Origin of the sequence: Streptosporangium sp. NPDC002524 (genome assembly GCF_040295985.1) — a bacterium.
GTDB lineage: Bacteria > Actinomycetota > Actinomycetes > Streptosporangiales > Streptosporangiaceae > Streptosporangium.
The window spans coordinates 19,613-36,928 of sequence record NZ_JBEOWK010000042.1 but is presented as its reverse complement, the minus strand read 5'-3'; the positions used below and the strand labels follow the sequence as shown (position 1 = coordinate 36,928).

Annotated in this window: 16 protein-coding genes; 4 read left to right on the top strand and 12 right to left on the bottom strand. The window is 72.7% G+C overall.

The window, feature by feature from the left end; all coding sequences use genetic code 11:
* The first annotated feature begins 151 nt into the window (after positions 1-151).
* Entirely contained in the window at positions 152-529 is a 378-nt protein-coding gene (locus ABT053_RS40825; RefSeq protein ID WP_350977005.1) for an ArsR/SmtB family transcription factor, read from the top strand.
* Positions 530-602: 73 nt separating this feature from the next.
* On the opposite strand, the gene ABT053_RS40820 is transcribed toward ABT053_RS40825, so the two are convergent.
* The 5 genes from ABT053_RS40820 to ABT053_RS40800 all read right to left on the bottom strand — a co-directional run bounded on the left by ABT053_RS40820 (position 603) and on the right by ABT053_RS40800 (position 6,492).
* Complete coding sequence (locus tag ABT053_RS40820) at positions 603-1,055, bottom strand: VOC family protein (protein WP_350977002.1); 453 nt, start codon at positions 1,053-1,055, stop codon at positions 603-605.
* Positions 1,056-1,291: 236 nt separating this feature from the next.
* Positions 1,292-2,206 (bottom strand): ABC transporter permease, encoded by a 915-nt coding sequence (locus ABT053_RS40815; RefSeq protein ID WP_350977001.1) that lies wholly within the window; start codon positions 2,204-2,206, stop codon positions 1,292-1,294.
* Positions 2,203-3,282 carry an ABC transporter permease gene (locus ABT053_RS40810; RefSeq protein WP_350976998.1) on the bottom strand — a complete coding sequence of 360 codons (1,080 nt, stop codon included), beginning with the start codon at positions 3,280-3,282 and terminating at the stop codon, positions 2,203-2,205. Before ABT053_RS40810 ends, ABT053_RS40815 begins: the two co-directional genes overlap by 4 nt.
* 263 nt (positions 3,283-3,545) lie before the next feature.
* Positions 3,546-5,381, bottom strand: coding sequence for an ABC transporter ATP-binding protein (locus ABT053_RS40805; RefSeq protein ID WP_350976996.1), 1,836 nt, complete (start codon positions 5,379-5,381; stop codon positions 3,546-3,548).
* A 1-nt stretch (position 5,382) separates the two neighbouring features.
* On the bottom strand, positions 5,383-6,492 hold the full coding sequence (locus tag ABT053_RS40800; protein ID WP_350976995.1) for a BMP family ABC transporter substrate-binding protein: 1,110 nt from the start codon (positions 6,490-6,492) through the stop codon (positions 5,383-5,385).
* 607 nt (positions 6,493-7,099) lie between these two features.
* On the opposite strand from ABT053_RS40800, the gene ABT053_RS40795 reads away from it, so the two are divergent.
* The gene (locus ABT053_RS40795) at positions 7,100-7,612 is read left to right on the top strand and encodes a ribosomal protein L7/L12 (protein WP_350976993.1); all 513 of its coding nucleotides are present in this window, start codon (positions 7,100-7,102) and stop codon (positions 7,610-7,612) included.
* 283 nt (positions 7,613-7,895) lie between these two features.
* Here ABT053_RS40795 and ABT053_RS40790 read toward each other — a convergent pair whose 3' ends face one another.
* Entirely contained in the window at positions 7,896-8,642 is a 747-nt protein-coding gene (locus ABT053_RS40790; protein ID WP_350976991.1) for a FadR/GntR family transcriptional regulator, read from the bottom strand.
* Between the two features lie 102 nt (positions 8,643-8,744).
* Here ABT053_RS40790 and ABT053_RS40785 point away from each other — a divergent pair, with 102 nt between their 5' ends.
* A complete protein-coding gene (locus tag ABT053_RS40785; protein ID WP_350976990.1) occupies positions 8,745-9,614 on the top strand; it encodes a carbon-nitrogen hydrolase family protein in 870 nt (289 codons plus the stop codon).
* A 21-nt stretch (positions 9,615-9,635) separates the two neighbouring features.
* Positions 9,636-11,018: an APC family permease gene (locus ABT053_RS40780; RefSeq protein WP_350976989.1), complete on the top strand. Its 1,383-nt coding sequence runs from the start codon at positions 9,636-9,638 to the stop codon at positions 11,016-11,018.
* A 190-nt stretch (positions 11,019-11,208) separates the two neighbouring features.
* On the opposite strand, the gene fdhA is transcribed toward ABT053_RS40780, so the two are convergent.
* From fdhA to ABT053_RS40750, 6 genes are all read right to left on the bottom strand, one after another.
* Entirely contained in the window at positions 11,209-12,432 is a 1,224-nt protein-coding gene (gene fdhA, locus ABT053_RS40775; RefSeq protein WP_350976987.1) for a formaldehyde dehydrogenase, glutathione-independent, read from the bottom strand.
* A 296-nt stretch (positions 12,433-12,728) separates the two neighbouring features.
* The gene (locus ABT053_RS40770) at positions 12,729-13,364 is read right to left on the bottom strand and encodes a maleylpyruvate isomerase family mycothiol-dependent enzyme (protein ID WP_350976985.1); all 636 of its coding nucleotides are present in this window, start codon (positions 13,362-13,364) and stop codon (positions 12,729-12,731) included.
* A 209-nt stretch (positions 13,365-13,573) separates the two neighbouring features.
* Entirely contained in the window at positions 13,574-14,857 is a 1,284-nt protein-coding gene (locus ABT053_RS40765) for an RNA polymerase sigma factor (protein WP_350976983.1), read from the bottom strand.
* A gap of 176 nt (positions 14,858-15,033) precedes the next feature.
* Positions 15,034-15,348, bottom strand: a complete 315-nt coding sequence (locus tag ABT053_RS40760; RefSeq protein WP_350977043.1) for a YciI family protein — start codon at positions 15,346-15,348, stop codon at positions 15,034-15,036.
* Between the two features lie 129 nt (positions 15,349-15,477).
* On the bottom strand, positions 15,478-15,981 hold the full coding sequence (locus tag ABT053_RS40755) for a flavin reductase family protein (RefSeq protein ID WP_350976981.1): 504 nt from the start codon (positions 15,979-15,981) through the stop codon (positions 15,478-15,480).
* 9 nt (positions 15,982-15,990) lie between these two features.
* Positions 15,991-17,214, bottom strand: a complete 1,224-nt coding sequence (locus tag ABT053_RS40750) for a styrene monooxygenase/indole monooxygenase family protein (RefSeq protein ID WP_350976978.1) — start codon at positions 17,212-17,214, stop codon at positions 15,991-15,993.
* Between the last annotated feature and the right edge of the window lie 102 nt (positions 17,215-17,316).

The window sequence follows — 17,316 nt, the reverse complement described above, 5'->3', positions numbered from 1 at the left end:
ATCAGCGGAATGCCGGTTCTCCGGCCGTCCTCCCCTTCCATGGCATCACCCTGCGACGCGTTCGTCCAGGTCAGAGGCACAGTACGGCCGACAGGGCGACCTCTCGGCTTCAGACTTTACTTATATAAGTCAATCCTGAGACAGTGAGGTTATGCACGCGCTCGACGTTCTCGGCGATCCGGTCCGGCGCCGGATCCTGGAGCTGCTCGCCGACGGCGAGCTGGCGGCCGGTGAGATCAGCGCCGTGGTGCAGGAGGAGTTCGGGATCTCACAGCCCGGCGTCTCGCAGCACCTGCGCGTGCTGCGCGACAACGGGTTCGCGACCGTACGCGCCCAGGGGACCCGGCGGCTGTACGCCGTCGACCCCGCCCCGCTGCGGGAGGTGGACAGGTGGCTCGACCGCTACCGGCACTTCTGGAACCAGCACCTCGACGCCCTGGGCACCGAGATCGCGCGGGGAAAGCGGGAGCGCCGCCTCAGGGGGGCGGAGGATCCGCCGCCCCCGGGCACGGACGGGAACGGCCCCTGACCGCCGTCCTGCGCCCCCGCCTTTTGAGGCCCTCTCCCCCGGAACCGGGACAGGACCCGGATGATCTCCCCGCTCAGGAGGGGCCCGCCCACAGCTTGCGTACCGTGGCGAAGACCCGCTGGTTGTGGGAGATCTCGACGACGTTGCCGTCGGGGTCCTTCAGCGCGCAGATGTAGCCGACCGGGCCGGGCATGTCGCGGGGTTCCCAGTGCAGGCGGCCCAGCTCGCGCGCCCGTTCGGCGATCTCCTCGACGTCGGCGCGCCCGGGCACCTCGATGCCGAGGTGCGCGAACGGCGTCAGCAGTCCCAGCCGTTCGCCCCTGTCCTTGTCGAAGGAGACGAGCACCAGGACCATCGGGGTCTCGGCCTGCCCGTCGTTGGAGAGCCAGGCGCTCTCCCCGGCGTCGTCCCGGAAGCGTTCGACGACCACCAGCGGAGTCAGCGACGTGTAGAAGGCGATCGCCTCGTCGAGGTCGCCCGTGGGCAGGGCGACGTGCGTCCACCGCGCCCGGGTCAGCTCGCTCATGAAGATCCTCCATTTCCTCCGTGTCGGTTCGGGCGGTCCATGTCGTTCCGGACGGTCCGCGTCGGTCCGCGTCGGTCCGGACGGCCTATGTCCATCCGGACGGCCCGCGTCAATCCGAACGGCCCGCGCCGATCCGGATGGTCCGCGTCGATTCAGACGGTCCGCGTCGGCCCGGACGGCCTTTGCCGATCCGGACGGTCTATGCCGATCCGGACGGTCGCCGGTGTCCGGGACCCTCAGGTGGAGCCCCGTTCGAAGGGCCGCCCCAGCGCTCCCGGTTCGCGGCGCCGGTTCGTGAAGAGCAGCATCGCGAGCAGCGCGACCAGGTACGGCGCCACTATGAGCAGTTGTGAGTTGAGTGTCAGGCCCAGCGCGGGCAGCGCCAGGCGCAGGGCGTCGGCCAGGCCGAAGAGCGCGCAGCCGAGCAGGGTGCGTCCCAGCCGCCAGCCGCCGAAAATCACCGCCGCGATGACGATGTACCCACGACCGGCCGTCATGTTCTCGTTGAACGAGCCGACTTCGCCGACCGCGAGGTACGCGCCGCCCAGCCCGGCCAGCGCGCCGCACCACAGCAGCGCCTGGCGGCGGCGCGCGTCGACCCTGACGCCGGTGACGTGGGCGGCCTGCGGCCGTTCGCCGGACGCCCGCAGCTCCAGGCCCCACCTGCTGCGCTCGACCAGCCACCAGGTCAGCGGGACGACGACGACCAGCAGGTAGACCGGCCAGCGCTCGACGAACAGCGGGGCGCCGAACAGCGGGATGTCACGCAGCCAGGGGACGCTGACCTGCGACACCTGGTGGGAGTCGAAGTCGCTGACCGTGATCAGGTAGCCGGTCAGCCCGAGGACGAGGGCGTTGAGGACCAGCCCCGCCACGAAGGTGTTGATCTTCAGGCGGTGGGAGAGGTTGCCGTGGACGAGGCCGACCAGGATCCCGATCAGCACGCCCGCGGCCAGCCCGGTGGTGGCGCTGCCGGTGGCACTGGCCGTGGCGACCGAGCCGAACGCGGCGCCCAGCATCATCGCCTCGACGGAGATGTTCATGGCACCGGCCCGCTCGGCGAGATACTCCCCGCACGCCGCGAAGGCCAGCGGCACGGCGAGCCGTACCCCGCTGGACAGGATGGTGGAGACGTCGTCCGCGACGATCATCGGACGGCTCCTTCGGTCACGGGCACGGACCGGCGTCCCGCGCGTCCGGCGCGTCCGGCATGGACACCGCCGCCTCGGCGCCGGAACGCGGCGAGGACGGCGGGCGGGGCGACGAAGGCCAGCACCAGCAGTGCCTTGACCACGTCCACGACGAACGGGGGCACGCCGGTCGCGGCGAGGAAGCCGCCGCCGGAGCGCAGCACGCCGAACAGCAGAGCGACGAGCACGGCCGGAAACGGCCGGTTGCGGGCGACCAGGGCGACCAGCAGGCCGTCCCAGCCGATGCCCATCGCCATCCCGGGCTGCAGCCGGTGGACGCCCACCGGGCTGGTCAGCAACACGGCCCCGGCCAGCCCGGCGAGGGCGCCGGAGACGGCCAGCGCCACGCCGCCCAGCGCGTCGGCGCGTACCCCGGCGTGCCTGGCGGCGACCGGGTTGAGGCCGAGCATGGTGAGCCGGAACCCCCACCGGGTGCGGGTGATCACCGTCGCGACGACCACGGCCGCGACCAGCGCGATCAGCAGACCCCCGTTGACCTGCAGGTCCGGATACTCCCCGATCGAGCCGAGCAGGGCGCTCTCCGGCAGCGGGTTGGACTGCGGCGCGACGACGGCGTCACCGACCCGCGACTCCCGCAGCAGCCACGGCGTGTTCACCGCGAACGCGACGAGCTGCTGGGCGACGAAGGTCATCAGCAGTGTGCTGACCACGACGTCGACGCCGCGCAGCCGGTACATCAGCGAGCTGAGAGCGGCCCACGCCCCACCGGCCAGCGCGGCGGCCGCCAGCACGGCCGCCAGCAGCGCCGGGCCGGTGACCGCGAGGCGCAGGCCCACCCAGGCGGCGAGGAGGGCGCCGACGAGCACCTGGCCCTCCTGGCCGATGTTGAACACGCCGGACCTGGCGCTGACGCACGCGCCCACGGCGACGAGCAGCAGCGGCGCCGCGTACAGCAGGGTGGAGGTCCAGGCCGTCCGATCGGCCACGCTGCCCTGAAAGAGGGCCAGCACCGACGCGAGGGGGGAGCCTCCGGTCGCGGCGATCAGCAGCGACGACAGGGCGAACGCCACGACCACGCCCGCGACGGTCGCCAGGCCGGTCTTCCAGGCCGACGAGCCGGGGACGGGGGCGGGGGCGAGCAGGGCGAGCAGACGACGACCGGACAGGTTCCGGGCGGGATTCCGGGCGGATTCCCAGCCGGGGTTCCGGGTACTGTCCCGAACGGATTCCCGGCCGGGGTTCCGGGCACGGTCCCGAACGGATTCCCGAGCCGGGTTCCGGGCGGGTTTCCGGGGCGAGTCCCGGCCGGGGTCTCCGACGGGGGGCCGGGGGGACTCGTTCACGCGGACATCCCGCCCACCAGCATGCCGAGCCGCTCGGCCGTGGCCTCCCCGGCGGGCAGCACGCCGGTGATCCTTCCCGACGAGATCACCGCGATCCTGGAGGCCAGCGTCATGACCTCCTCCAGCTCGGTGGAGATCAGCAGCACGGCCACCCCTCCGGCCGCGACGTCGCGCAGCCGCCGGTACATGTCCTCGGTGGCGCCCACGTCCAGCCCGTACGAGGGCCGCGCCGCGACCAGGACGGCCGGGCGGGCCGAGAGCTCGCGGGCGAGCACGACCCGCTGCCGGTTGCCTCCCGACAGGTCGCGCACCGGGGTGTCCGTCGAAGGGGTGACGATGCCGAACTCGGCCACCAGGCGGCGGGCCACGGCACGCGCCCTCCCCCGGTCGAGGAACACCCGGCCGCTCACGGCGTCCAGGGACTTCATGACCAGGTTCTCGGCGACGCTCATGTCCAGCACCAGGCCGGAGCCGTGCCGGTCCTCCGGCACGATGCCGAGCCCGGCGGCGTGCAGCGCACCCGGGCGGTACGGATCGACCGGCCGTCCGGAGACCTCGACCACCCCGGCGTCCGGTGCGACGAGCCCGGACAGCAGGTCCCCCAGGGCCGACTGGCCGTTGCCCTCGACCCCGTACAGGCCGACGATCTCACCGGGGGCGACGTCCAGGCTGAGATCGGACAGGAGGGGCACGCCGTCGGCGGTGAGGGTGAGGCCGCGCAGCCGCAGCGCGGGTGTCACGGGCACCGGGGGTATCGGAGACGCCGGGGACACCGGGGACACCGGGGACACCGGGGACGCTGAGGACGCCGGGGTGCCCGCCCTCCCAGCATCGACCTCGGCGGCCCCGGTCTCCGGAATACCGGTCTCCCCGGCCCCGGTCTCCGGAACACCGGTCTCCCCGGCCCCGGTCTCCGGAATACCGGTCTCCCCGGTTCCGGACTCCCCGGCCGCCTTCTCGTTCGCCGTGGTTTTCCCGGTCGCGGTCCCGCTCGCACCGGTCGCGGTCTCGCGTGTCCCGGGAAGGCCGGTCGGCGGCAGGCCGAGGGCGGCGGTCCCGGTGTCCGGGGAGACCTCCCTGCCGACCATCCGCCGGGCCAGCTCACGCGGGTCCGTCTCCGCGGTGGCGCTCCGGAAGACGACCCTCCCCCCGCGCAGCACGGTCACCCGGTCGGTGGCCGCGGTGATCTCGTCCAGCTTGTGGCTGATCAGGATGACCGCGCGGTTCTCCGTACGGACCAGGCGGCGCAGCACGCCGAACAGCTCGGCCGACTCCGCCCGGGTCAGCACGGACGTCGGCTCGTCGAGGATGAGCACCGCCGGGTCCCGGCGCAGGCACTTGACCAGCTCGACCCGCTGCCGCTCGCCCGCGGAGAGCCGCGCCACCCTCGCCAGCGGGTCGACCGGCAGGCCGTAGCGCAGGGAGATCTCCCGCACCTGGTCGCGGGCCGCGGCCCTGTCGATCCTCCCGGTGTCGCCCAGGATGACGTTCTCCCAGACCGTCAGCGGCTCGACCAGGCTGAAGTGCTGGTGCACCATGCCGATGCCGAGCGCCGCCGCCTCCCTCGGGCCGCCGATCTCGACGGGCTCGTCCCGGCGCAGGACGGTTCCCGCGTCCCGCTGGACGAGTCCCGTCAGGATTCTCATGAGCGTCGACTTGCCGGCCCCGTTCTCGCCGAGCAGGCCGTGGATCTCGCCCTCGTACACGGTGAGATCGACGGCGTCGCATGCGACGACCGGACCGTAGCTCTTGCTGACTCCCCGCAGCCGGAGCGCGGGCACCGATGGCGAGGCGAGCTCCGGGGTGGGCGCTGCCCGTTCGTCCTCCGCCACGTCAGGAACCGAGCCTCTTCACTTCCGCCTTGGGGTCGATCTTCCCGCTGCCGACGTCGGCGATGAACGTCTCCAGCCTCTCCTCCTGCTCGGGGGTGGGCTCGCAGATCCTCACGGTGGGGAACGGGTCGACCCCGAGCTTCCAGACCTTCTCCACGCCCATCCGCAGCTTCGCCTCGGCGAAGTCCTCCAGCGCGGCCCCGAAGTAGTCTCCGGGGCTGAAGAGCACCGAGACGTCGAACGTGGGCCCGGTGGAGGCGCACCGGTCGGTGCCCGGGGTGAGGGTGAGCACGCCGTTGGCGTTGGCCAGCTCCGCCGACGCGTCGGTGGCGCCGCCCAGATAGGGGTAGACGACCTTGACGCCCTGGCTGATCTGGGCCTGGGTCGCCTCCTTGGCCTTGGCCGAGTCGTTGAGGTCGCCGCTGTAGGTGACCGTCAGCGTGGCCTCGGGGACCACCAGCCGGATCCCCGCCCTGAAGGCCCTCGCCGCCGCGCTGGTGAAGTCGACCTCGGGACCGGTCACGAACCCGGCCTTGGTCGCGCCCTTCTCCTTCATGAGCAGGCCCGCCGCGTACCCGGCGGCCAGCAGGCTCTGGTCCGCCTCGTCGGTGGAGAGCATGATCCTCGGGGTCTGCGGGACGTTGTCTGACGAGGGGACGTACCAGGCGGTCCCGGCGCACACCGGCTCCTCGGAGGCGGGGATAGCGTCCCTGAGGTCCGCGGCGCCGAGGGCCACCATGTCGACCTTCTGCCTGCAGAGCGCCCGCGCGGCGTTGAGCGCCTCGCTGGTGTTGACGCCGCCGCGCTTGATGATCGTCCACCCCTTCGAGGTGGCGAACCGCTCCGCGGTGTCGACGAAGCTCTGGTAGTAGCCCTTGTCGTTGATGTCACCGGGGCTCAGCACCCCGATGACGACCTTGCCGTCGCCGTTGACGTCCGGCTGGCCCGCGAGCACGGTGCCGCCGTCCGTCTTCGCCCCGGTGCCAGCCGGGGCGGGGGTCGTGGCCCGGGGTGCCGTGGCGTCGCTGCTCGCGCACCCGGCCAGCGCCACCGAGGCGAGACAGGCGGTCAGCGCGGCCGTGACCCGGCCCGTTCGATGGTATGCGGCCATGACGATCCTCTCGATCTGATGCGCACGCGCCCCCTGCGGGGCGCGGGTGGGGAACGAACCCTGGTCGCGGGCGGGGGTACGGGCTTGCTGCGGGCAGGTTGGGAGGCTGCCGTTCGGACGCTGCCATTTAACAGCCGTCGCCGTCCGTCGTGTCCACCGCCCGCCGAAGGAGGGGAAACTCCCCGGTCGCGGGCACCGGCCGGGAAAGCTTCCCCCTCCCGGACACCGGCCCGAACGCCTCCCCTCCAGCGGGCATGGGCCAGCGGGCATCGGCCGGGGGATTCCCCTCCGGCGAGCATCGGCCAGCGGGTACCGGCTGGAAGGCTTCCCCTCCGGCGGGCACCGGCCCGATGGCCTCCCCCACCGGCGGGCGGTGGTCTCCCGTTCCGGCGAATGGCGGTTTCCGTTCCGGCGGGTGGCGGTCTCCCCCTCCGGCGGGTAGCGGTCTCCCGCTCCAGCGACCGGCGGTCTCCCGCTCCGGCGGGTGGTGGCTTCCCGCTCCGGTGAGTAGCGGTTTTCGTTCCGGAGGGTGGCGGAGGAGGAAGGCTCCCGTTCCGGCCCGTCGCCGCCTCGCGCGGCCCGTGCGAGTCCGGCGTACGATGCGGGCATGCCGAACATCGGGCCCACCGAACTGTTGATCCTCGCCGTTCTGCTCGCGGTGGTCCTGGCGGTTGTCATCGGTGTCGTCGTGGCGGCCATGAAGGGTGCCCGTGCGGTCTCCGGCGGCCGGGCGCCCGTCATCCCGCCGACGCCCCAGGGGCTGCACGAGACCGTCACCGGGCTGACGCGCCGGGGCCTGAAGATCCAGGCGATCAAGGAGCTGCGGCAGTACACCGGGCTCGGTTTGAAGGAATCCAAGATGGTCGTCGACGCCGTCGCGGCGGGGCACGACATGTGGAGCCATCCCGTCATGGCCGGCTTCCGTCCCGCCCGCCCCGTGGTCCCGCCGAACGCCGGTGTCCCGGACGCGCCGGGTGCCCCCGTCCTCACCGGGCCCGACCTGGCCACTCGCGTACGCGGGCTCAAGGCCGCCGGTCGCACCGAGCAGGCGGTCCACCTGGTGCGCGGGGAGACCGGCATGGGCGAGCGCGAGGCCGAGCTGTTCGTCGACACCCTCTGAGCGAGCCCCTCCGAACGACCCTCCCGAGCCTTTCCCGGCCCTCCCGGGTTCCCCGAACTTCCGAGCCTCCAGGCTCCCCGCACCTTCCGAGCCTCCAGGCTCCCGGAACCTTCCGAGCCCCCGGACCTCCTGAGCCCCCGGATCCCCCGGGCTCGCGAGCTCCCGGACCTTCCGGGCTCCTTGCCCCCTCCCGTCGCCCCCTCCCGTCGTTCCCCGAGCCCCGGAACCCGCTCCCCGGGCCCCGGAACGCCCCTCAGCCCCGCTGGTCCTGCCCCGCTGGTCCTCAGCCCCGTTGGTCCTCGACGCCGACGAACATGGTCCGGTGCAGCACCTCGACGTGGCCGCGGGTGATCTCGACCGCCCTCAGCGGGTCGCCCGCCGCCAGGGCCGCGACGAGCTCGGCGTGCCCGCGGTTGGACTCGCGCAGGTAGTCCAGGGGAAAGGGCAGGTAGTAGCGGTAGAGCTCGCGGACGACGGAGCCGTACTGCTCCACCGCAGACGGCAGGCCGGTGGCCGCGGCCACCTCCATGTGGAAGCGCTCGTCGCAGGTGCGGAACTCGGCCCAGCTGGAGGCCCGGTCCATGCACGCCACCAACCGCTCCAGCTCCTCCAGCTGCCCCAGCGGGCGCGGCCCCGGGCGCGTCGCGGCCAGGTGCGCGACGCCGCACTCCAGGAGCAGCCGCTGGTCGATCAGCCGATGGACGTCGGCGGCGGCCGACCGGTAGGCCTCGATCTCGCGGACCTCGCCGGGCGGGGGCCGCTCGGACACCAGGGTGCCGCCGCCGCGCCCGCGCCGCCGTTCCAGGATGCCCTGGTCGCAGAGCGAGACGAGCGCCCTGCGTACGGTGATCTCCCCGACGCCGAGGGCGCGGGCGATGTCACCGGCGGGCGGCAGTCGCTCCCCGGGTTTCAGCAGGCCCAGCTCGACGGCCATCGCGATGCGGGCGCGGACCGTGTCGAGCGCGTTGAGCCGCCGGATGCCGACCAGGGCGGGGGCTTTGAGCACGATGAGGGGGCTGCCGGACGACATGCCCCCACGGTACTCGCCAAGAAACAGATCATAATGATCAAAATTGCGATAAGTGCTCATAATGAGATATTTTTTATTTTCTAGCCGGGAAGCAGGTGTGCCATGTCGCGTCCCCTCTCCATAGCGCTCGCCCAGGCGGCTCCCCGGCAGGCCGGGGAGCCGATCTCGGGTTTCGCGCGGGAGGTCGAGGAGCTCGCCGGGCGCTTTCCCGGGGTGCGCTTCGCCGTCTTCCCCGAGTTCCACCTGCACGGCACGTGCGGCCCGGCGGGCGAGCGGGCCGCCGAGCTGGAGGCGTCCGCCGAACCGCTGGACGGGCCGCGCTCGAAGGCCCTCGCCGAGCTCGCCGGTGACCTGGGGATCTGGCTGGTGCCCGGCAGCGTCTGCGAACGCGGGCCCGGCGGCGCGCTCTACAACACGGCCCTGGCCTTCTCCCCCGAGGGCCGGCTCGTCGCCTCGTACCGGAAGGTCTTCCCCTGGCGGCCGTACGAGCCGCACCGGCCCGGGGACCGCTTCGTGGTGTTCGACGTCCCCGAGGCGGGCCGGGTCGGCTTCGCGATCTGTTACGACATCTGGTTTCCCGAGGTCGCCCGCCACCTCGCGTGGATGGGCGCGGAGGTGATCGTCGTCCCGGCCAGGACGACGACCTCAGACCGCCCCCAGGAGCTGGTGCTCGCGCGCGCCCACGCGATCGCGAACCAGGTGTACGTCGTCAGCGTCAACACGGCCGCCCCGGTGGGCACCGGGCACAGCCTGGTCGCCGACCCCGAGGGCCGGGTCAGGGCCGAGGCGGGCGAGGCGGCCACGGTGCTCACCGACGTCCTCGACCTCGACGACGTCACGCGGGTCCGCAGGTACGGCACCGCCGGTCTCAACCGCGTGTGGGAGCAGTTCACCGAGGCCGACCGGCCGATAGACCTCCCCCTCTACCAGGGACGGATCGATCCTTCTCGCTGGACCCCAGCGGGAGGCTGACTCTTCGGGAAGAACCTCACGATGCCATCCAAGGGACCAGTTCTGAGGCGTGCTCTGACGCTCGGCGAGGTCGTGCTGTTCGGCCTGGCCTACATGACGCCGCTGATCGTCCTGGGCATCTTCGGCATCGTGTCCGAGACCACCGGCGGCGCGACCGCCGCCGCGTACGCGCTCGCGCTGGTGGCCATGCTGTTCACGGCCTTCAGCTACGGCAAGATGGCCGCGGTCTACCCGATCGCCGGATCCGCCTACACCTACGTGCGGCGGACCATCGACGCGCGGGCGGGCTTCCTGGTGGGCTGGGCGGTGCTGCTCGACTACTTCTTCCTTCCCATGGTCATCTGGCTGATCGGCAGCGCCTACCTGTCCGCGCAGTTCCCCGCGGTCCACCCGTGGGTGTGGATCGCCCTGTTCATCACCGTGACGACCCTGCTCAACTTCGTGGGCATCAAGATCGCGGCGCGGGTGAACCTCCTGCTGATGACCTTCCAGATCACGGTGCTGCTCTTCTTCGTGCTGCTGTCGGTCGGCTACGTGGCCGGTTCGTGGGGGCCCGCCGCACTGTTCGACCTGGCGCCGTTCGACAACCGGGCCACCACGGTCTCCGGCGTCGCGGCGGGGGCCGCCATCGCCGCCTACGCCCTCCTCGGCTTCGACGCCGTCACCACCCTCGCGGAGGAGACCGTCGAGCCGGAGAGGACGATCCCCCGGGCGATCATGCTCACCGCGCTCGCCGGTGGCCTGATCTTCGTCGTGGTCGCGTACTTCACACAGCTCGTGCATCCCGGCGGCTTCTTCGAGGACTCCTCCTCGGCGGCCTTCGACCTCGCCAGGCTGATCGGCAGCAGCCTGTTCAGCGCGGTCTTCCTGGCCGGTCTGGTCGTCGCCCAGTTCGCCTCCGGCCTCGCCGCGCAGGCCAGCACCTCGCGGCTGCTGTACGCGATGGGGCGCGACGGGGTGCTGCCCCGCAAGGTGTTCGGCTACCTCCACCCCAGGTGCCGTACGCCCGTGTTCGGCCTGGTGATCACCGGCGCCGCGGGACTGATCGCGCTGTGGCTGAACATGGCCACCTCCACGTCGTTCATCAACTTCGGCGCCTTCACCACCTTCGCCTTCGTCAACCTCAGCGTCATCGCCCACTACGTCAGGGAACGCCGCGCGGGCCGGGCGCCGGGGGTGGTGCAGTACGTCCTGCTCCCGGCGATCGGGGCGGGGGTGAACCTGTGGCTGCTCAGCCGTCTCGACGCGCACGCCGTCACCCTCGGCCTGATCTGGCTCGGCCTGGGCGTGATCTATCTCGCCTACCTCACCCGCATGTTCCGGCGACCGCCGCCCGACCTGGAGTTCGCCGAGGAGGCGCCCGTCACCGCGGGCATCGGCCACGACCCGCGCCCGCTCAGGTGACGCCTTCCGGTACGGCTCCCGGTACGGCTCCCGGTACGGCTCCCGGTACGGCTCCCGCCCGTGGTACGCCCGCGGCGCGGGTCCCCGGGGCCGGGCGCCCGGGGCGCGGGTCCGGGTCGGCCACCCGGGATGCGGGGGCGGGTCCGGGGGCAGGTCCGGGTCCGGGGGCGGGTCCGGGTCCGGGTCCGGGTCAGCCTCTCGTGCCGAGCGCGCCGTTCGGGTCGAGCACGAACTTGGACGCGGCTCCCTGGTCGAAGTCCGCGTACCCCTGCGGCGCCTGGTCCAGCGGGATCGTCACGGCGTCGACCGCCTTGGCGATCTGCACCCTGTCATGCAGGATCGCCTGCATCAGGTAGTGGTTGTAGCGCATGACGGGGCACTGGCCGGTGGCGAAGGACAGCGACTTGGCCCAGCCGAGGCCGAGCCGGATGGACAGCGACCCCTGCTGCGCCGCCTCGTCGTGGGCGCCCGGGTCGCCGGTCACGTACAGGCCGGGGATGCCGAGCGCGCCGCCCGCGCGGGTGACCTCCATGAGCGAGTTGAGCACGGTGGCGGGCCGCTCCTTACCGGAGTCGCCACCGTGGCCGTGGGCCTCGAAGCCCACGGCGTCGACGCCGCAGTCGACCTCGGGCTCGCCGAGGATCTCCTCGATCTGGTCCTTCGGCTCGCCCCGCGACACGTCGACGGTCTCGCAGCCGAAGCTGCGGGCCTGCTCCAGGCGCTCCTTGTTCAGGTCGCCGACGATCACCACGGCCGCCCCGAGGAGGAACGCCGAGACGGCCGCGGCGAGCCCGACCGGACCCGCTCCGGCGACGTAGACGGTCGATCCCGGCTTCACCCCGGCGGTGACGCAGCCGTGGAAGCCGGTCGGGAAGATGTCGGTGAGCATGGCCAGGTCGAGGATCTTCTCCATCGCCTGGTCCTTGTCGGGGAACTTCAGCAGGTTCCAGTCGGCGTAGGGCACCAGGACGTACTGCGCCTGCCCGCCGACCCAGCCGCCCATGTCGACGTAGCCGTACGCCCCGCCCGGCCGTTCGGGGTTGACGTTCTCGCAGATCCCGGTCTTGCCCTCCTTGCAGTTGCGGCAGCGGCCGCAGGCGATGTTGAAGGGGACCGAGACGAGGTCGCCCACCTTCGTGAACTCGACGTCCGGGCCGGTCTCGACGACCTCGCCGGTGATCTCGTGGCCGAGGACGAGCCCGACGGGCGCGGTGGTGCGGCCACGGACCATGTGCTGGTCGCTGCCGCAGATGTTCGTCGCGACGGTCTTGACGATCGCGCCGTGCGGCACCTTGCGGCCCACGTTGGCCGGGGGCACCCCGGGCCCCTCCTTGAGCTCGAACCCGGGATAGTCGATCTCCTGGACCTCCACCTTGCCCGGTCCCTGGTACGTGACGACCTTGTTGCTCGGCATGACGTCCTCCCTGTCTCCTCGTGGTGCCCTTCCACGCGACGCCGACGGAGCGGGCGGCCATCTTCGCGGGGGACGTGAGGGGAGTGTGACCACCGAGTCCGAACCAAGAGCGATTTCTCGCCTTTTTTCACCATATACCTGCTGGTCACGGCGACATCGGGGAGCCATGCCCATCCGGAACCCGGGGCTTGAGACCCGGGACCCGGGACCCGGAACCTTGACCCCGGAACCTGGGACCCGAGACCCGGGATCACGATCCGCCCGTCCCCCGGACCGGTCCGGGGGACGGGCGGCCCCTACGCGACGAACCGACGGCTCGGCTCGCCGCGCAACCGTCCCTCCGGCAGCCTCCGGCCGCACAGGACCAGGATGAGATCCTGCGCCGCCCCGTACATCGGCGTCCCCTCCCCGATGGACCAGTCCACGTCGTCGGCGCGCAGCTCGATTCCCCGGATGTCCACCCCGAAGAACCTGAGGCTCTTCTCCGCCTCGAAACCGCCCAGGACGATGCGCAGCCGATCCTCGGGCACGTGCCGGTCGAGGCCCAGCGGCAGGGTGAAGTCCAGGCCGTGGATCACCTCGTGGGTGAGCGCGCCCTCGAATCCGCCCCCCGGGGGCTTCCACGCGAAGTCCGCGTTGTCCCTCATCAGCGCGGCGAGCTCGCCGGACGACAGGGCCGCCGCGTCGCGCCGGGCGCACCGGTCGGCCATCCTGGCGAAGTTTCCCCGCGACCTGATCATCTCGATCACGAAGCGCGGGGTCGAGTAGTGGAACGGCATGGTCATGTGGGCCACGACCTCCCGTACCCGCCACCCGGCGCACAGGGTCGGCTCGTCCCACCGCCGCTCCGGCAGGCCGGTGAGCACGTCCGCCAGGTCGCGGCGTTCGGCGGCGATCGCCTTCCTGACCTCGCTCTCCGTGGCCCCCGTCATCGCCGCTCCCCCGATCGCGCGCTCCCGGCGGCGTCGCGCGGAGTCGCCGCGCCCACTGGCATGTTCATTGGTATGTCCATCGGTGTCCTCTTCTCCAGGTTCCCGGGAGTTCCGGGAAGGTGTCGCCCTACCGACGAACGAGCCCGGCGCGAGCGGACACCCCTGGACTACGAGCGGACACTCCTGGACTGCGAGTGGACACCCCCGGACTACGAACCGGTGACCTCGGCGAGCCGGCGGCCGAGATAGCGGCGTTCTGTGTCGGTCGCCGCCAGCTCCAGCGCCTCGCGGTAGGCGGCCTCGGCCTCGGCGGCGCGGCCCAGGCGGCGCAGCAGGTCGGCCCGGGTCGCCGGCAGCAGGTGGTACCCGGCCAGCGCCCCCGACTCCCGCAGCGCCTCCACCAGCTCCAGCCCCGCGGCCGGTCCCGCGGCCATCCCCACCGCCACCGCCCGGTTCAGCTCCACCACCGGGGACGGCGTGAACCGCGCGAGCCGCCCGTACAGCGCGGCGATCTGGGCCCAGTCGGTGCCGGCCGCGTCGGCCGCGGTGGCGTGGCAGGCGGCGATGGCGGCCTGCACCTGGTACGGGCCCGGACGGCCACGCCGCAGGGCGCGGCCGAGCAGTTCCTCCCCCTCGGCGATCGCGGCGGTGTCCCACAGGGCACGGTCCTGCTCCTCCAGGGTCACCAGGTCACCGGCCGCGTCGAGCCGGGTGGCGCCGCGGGCGTCGTGCAGCAGCATCAGCGCCAGCAGCCCCACCGCCTCGGGCTCGTCGGGCATCAGCCGCGTCAGGACGCGGGCCAGCCGGATCGCCTCGGCGCTGAGGTCGCGCCGCAGCAGGTCGGCGCCCGCCGTGGCCGAGTATCCCTCGCTGAACAGCAGGTACAGCACGCCCAGCACGGCGGGCACGCGCTCCGGCAGCAGGTGCGCGGGCGGCACCCGGTACGGGATCCCGGCGTGCCTGATCTTCCGCTTGGCCCGGAGCAGGCGCTTGGACATCGTCTGCTCGCCGACCAGGAACGCCCTCGCGATCTCCGAGGTGGTCAGCCCGGCCAGGGTGCGCAGGGTGAGCGCGACCCGGGCCTCCAGGGCCAGCGCGGGGTGGCAGCAGGTGAAGATCAGCCGCAGCCGGTCGTCCGGCACGCCGTCGTCGTGCCACGCGGGTTCGGGCTCGTACGACATGGCGGCCACCTCTCGCAGTTTGGCGGCGCCGACCGCCTCGCGGCGCAGCCTGTCGACGGCGCGGTTGCGCGCGACCGTGGTGAGCCACGCGCCGGGTCTGCGCGGGACCCCGTCCCCGGCCCAGCGCCGCAGGGCCAGCGCGAAGGCGTCCTGCGCGCACTCCTCGGCGAGGTCCCAGTCGCCGGTGACCCGGATCAGGGTGGCCACGACCTGGCCCCACTCGTCCCGGAACGCCTGGGCGACCGCCGCCTCGACCTCCGCCGCCCCGCCGTCCCCGGCCGTACCGTCCCCGGCCGCGCCGTCCTTGTTCACACCGTTCCCGGCCCCGCCACCCCCGGTCACACGGTCCCCGGTCACGCCGCTTTCGGGCGCCCCGTCCCCGCTCACGCCGCCATCGGTCACGCCGCCCTCGGGCGCCCCGTTCCCGCTCACGCCATCCCCGCTAACGCCATCCCCGCTCATGCCACCCTCGGGCGCTCCGTCCCCGGTCACGACGGCAGGAGCGGCCGGATCTCGATCGAGCCGTAGCCGGAGGCCGGGTGCTTCGAGGCGATCTCGATGGCCTCGTCGAGATCGGCGCACTCGATCATGCAGAACCCGCCCATCTGCTCCCTGGTCTCGGCGAACGGGCCGTCGGTGAGCAGGACCGCGTCGTCGCGTACCCGCACGGTCGTGGCGTCGGCCGGTGGCCGCAGCCCGGCGCCGCCCCGCAGCACCCCGCGGCGTTCCATCTCCTCCGACCACCCGCCGCAGCCGTCCTGGGCGTGGTCGGCCGCGGACTCGTCACCGCAGATCAACAGCATGTACTTCACGTGTCCTCCTCCTCGTGGCCCCTCGCGGCGCCGTTCCCGTGGTGCGTTCCCATGGTGCCGCCACCGTGGTACCGCTCCACCACCCCGACGAACGGGAACCCCGGGAAAGGACACCGCCGCTCAGGATCCGCCGGTCTCGCAGAGCGCCATCTCGCGGTCCGGCGCGGAGAACGCCCGGTAGGCGCCCGAGTGGAAGACCAGCGGCTCGCCCTCCTCCCGGCGGAAGTGCTCGACCTCCCCGACGAAGATCAGGTGGTCGCCGCCGTCGTACGTGGCCACCGCGCGGCAGGCGAAGTGGGCGACGGTCCCGGCGAGCACCGGCACCCCGCCCGGGGCGAGACGGGTCTCCACCCCGGCGAACTTGTCGGGCAGCGGCGTGGCGAACCGCCGCGACAGGTGCTCCTGCCCGGCGGCCAGGACGTTCACCGCGAACCGCCCGGCCTCGGCGAAGGCCGGCGCGCTGGGAGCCCGCCGGGACAGGCACCACAGGACCAGCGGCGGGTCGAGCGAGACGGAGGTGAAGGAGTTGACGGTCACGCCCAGCCGCTCACCCCGCGGGGTGGCGGCGGTGACCACCGCCACCCCGGTGGCGAACTGCCCGAGGGCGTCGCGCAGGGATCTCATGACGGCCCCTCACTTCCCGGCCCGCGCCAGGTACTCGGCCGCGCCGGCCGGATCCAGGAACCAGCCGGCGTAGTCCGAGGGGTCGTCGAAGCCGTTGACGAAGCGGGAGGCCACCTCGGGCAGCCCGCCCGCGGCGCCCAGGATCTCCAGCACGTGCGGCGGCGGAGGCGCGAGGAGCGCGTTCGTCCAGGTGGTGGCGTGCCGGGCGTCCCGCCAGTAGCGCTCGAAGACCCGCTCCATCCACTCCGCGTCGTACGGGCGCTCGCCGCGCTCCAGGATGTCGGCCAGGTAGGAGGCCGCGCACTTGGCGGCGTTGTTGGAGCCCTGCCCGGTGATCGGGTCGTTGAGCACGACCACGTCCGCCACGCCCAGGACCCGGGCGCCCGACGGGAGCGTCGCCACCGGCCTGCGCACGACCGGGGTGAAGCGGCCGGACAGGACGCCGCCCTCGTCGGTGAGCTCGACGCCCGCGGCGCGCTCGGCCTCCCACGGCAGGAAGGTCTCCAGGACGCGCCTGCTCACGGCCAGGTGCTCGGCGGGGGTGCTGACGTCCGCCCAGCAGTCCATCGGCCCGCCGGGCACGCCCTCGAACACCATGATCTCGCAGGGGCCGGTGACGGTGAGCGCGGGGAACACGAAGTACTCGCCGACCTCGGGGATCACGTTGAAGCACACCGCGGAGTGATCGGGCCGCGGCGCGAGGCCGTTGACGTAGGTGAGGGCCAGGGCCCGCTGCGGGACGCGGTACGGCGAGCGCGGCGCGTCCCGCTCGAAGAGCGAGGCGATCGATCCCTTGCCCGCGGCCACCAGGACCAGGTCGTACTGGGCGGCGTAGTCCTCCAGGTCCTCCACGGTCGCGTCGTGGATGACGATCTTCCCGCCGAGCCGCTCCACCTCGGCCATCCAGGCGGGCATCTTCAACCGCTGGTCGACCGAGCGGGCGGGGGCGTCGAGCCGGGCGGCCCAGTGGATCGCCGGGTCGCCGTCGGGACCGGCCACCGCGAACTGGATGCCGTCGATCGGCGGGCAGTCGTCCGCCCACAGGTCCAGGCCGAGGGCACGCTCGTGGCCGAGGGCGGTGCCGAACATGGCCTGGCTGGACATGACCCGGCCGCCACGGATGTCCTCCGGGGTCCGGTTGGAGACGACGGTGACGTCGTAGCCGTTCCGCAGCAGGCCGAGGGCGAGGTGGAGGCCCGCCTGACCGGCGCCGACGACGAGGATCCTGCGCATGGTGAATTGTCCTTTCCGAGAAGGGTCAGAGAGCTTCGGGGAAGCCTCAAGGAGCCTTGAGGAGGCTTCGTGGAAGCGGGAGAACGATCGAGCGGCGCCTGG

Bases quoted from the DNA above. Each gene is read 5' to 3' on its own strand.
- ABT053_RS40825 (WP_350977005.1), top strand. From the start codon at position 152: ATGCACGCGCTCGACGTTCTCGGCGATCCGGTCCGGCGCCGGATCCTG.
- ABT053_RS40770 (WP_350976985.1), bottom strand. From the start codon at position 13,364: ATGACGGGGGCCACGGAGAGCGAGGTCAGGAAGGCGATCGCCGCCGAA.
- ABT053_RS40800 (WP_350976995.1), bottom strand. From the start codon at position 6,492: ATGGCCGCATACCATCGAACGGGCCGGGTCACGGCCGCGCTGACCGCC.
- ABT053_RS40760 (WP_350977043.1), bottom strand. From the start codon at position 15,348: ATGCTGTTGATCTGCGGTGACGAGTCCGCGGCCGACCACGCCCAGGAC.
- ABT053_RS40795 (WP_350976993.1), top strand. From the start codon at position 7,100: ATGCCGAACATCGGGCCCACCGAACTGTTGATCCTCGCCGTTCTGCTC.
- fdhA (WP_350976987.1), bottom strand. From the start codon at position 12,432: ATGCCGAGCAACAAGGTCGTCACGTACCAGGGACCGGGCAAGGTGGAG.
- ABT053_RS40780 (WP_350976989.1), top strand. From the start codon at position 9,636: ATGCCATCCAAGGGACCAGTTCTGAGGCGTGCTCTGACGCTCGGCGAG.
- ABT053_RS40820 (WP_350977002.1), bottom strand. From the start codon at position 1,055: ATGAGCGAGCTGACCCGGGCGCGGTGGACGCACGTCGCCCTGCCCACG.
- ABT053_RS40750 (WP_350976978.1), bottom strand. From the start codon at position 17,214: ATGCGCAGGATCCTCGTCGTCGGCGCCGGTCAGGCGGGCCTCCACCTC.
- ABT053_RS40755 (WP_350976981.1), bottom strand. From the start codon at position 15,981: ATGAGATCCCTGCGCGACGCCCTCGGGCAGTTCGCCACCGGGGTGGCG.
- ABT053_RS40785 (WP_350976990.1), top strand. From the start codon at position 8,745: ATGTCGCGTCCCCTCTCCATAGCGCTCGCCCAGGCGGCTCCCCGGCAG.
- ABT053_RS40790 (WP_350976991.1), bottom strand. From the start codon at position 8,642: ATGTCGTCCGGCAGCCCCCTCATCGTGCTCAAAGCCCCCGCCCTGGTC.
- ABT053_RS40815 (WP_350977001.1), bottom strand. From the start codon at position 2,206: ATGATCGTCGCGGACGACGTCTCCACCATCCTGTCCAGCGGGGTACGG.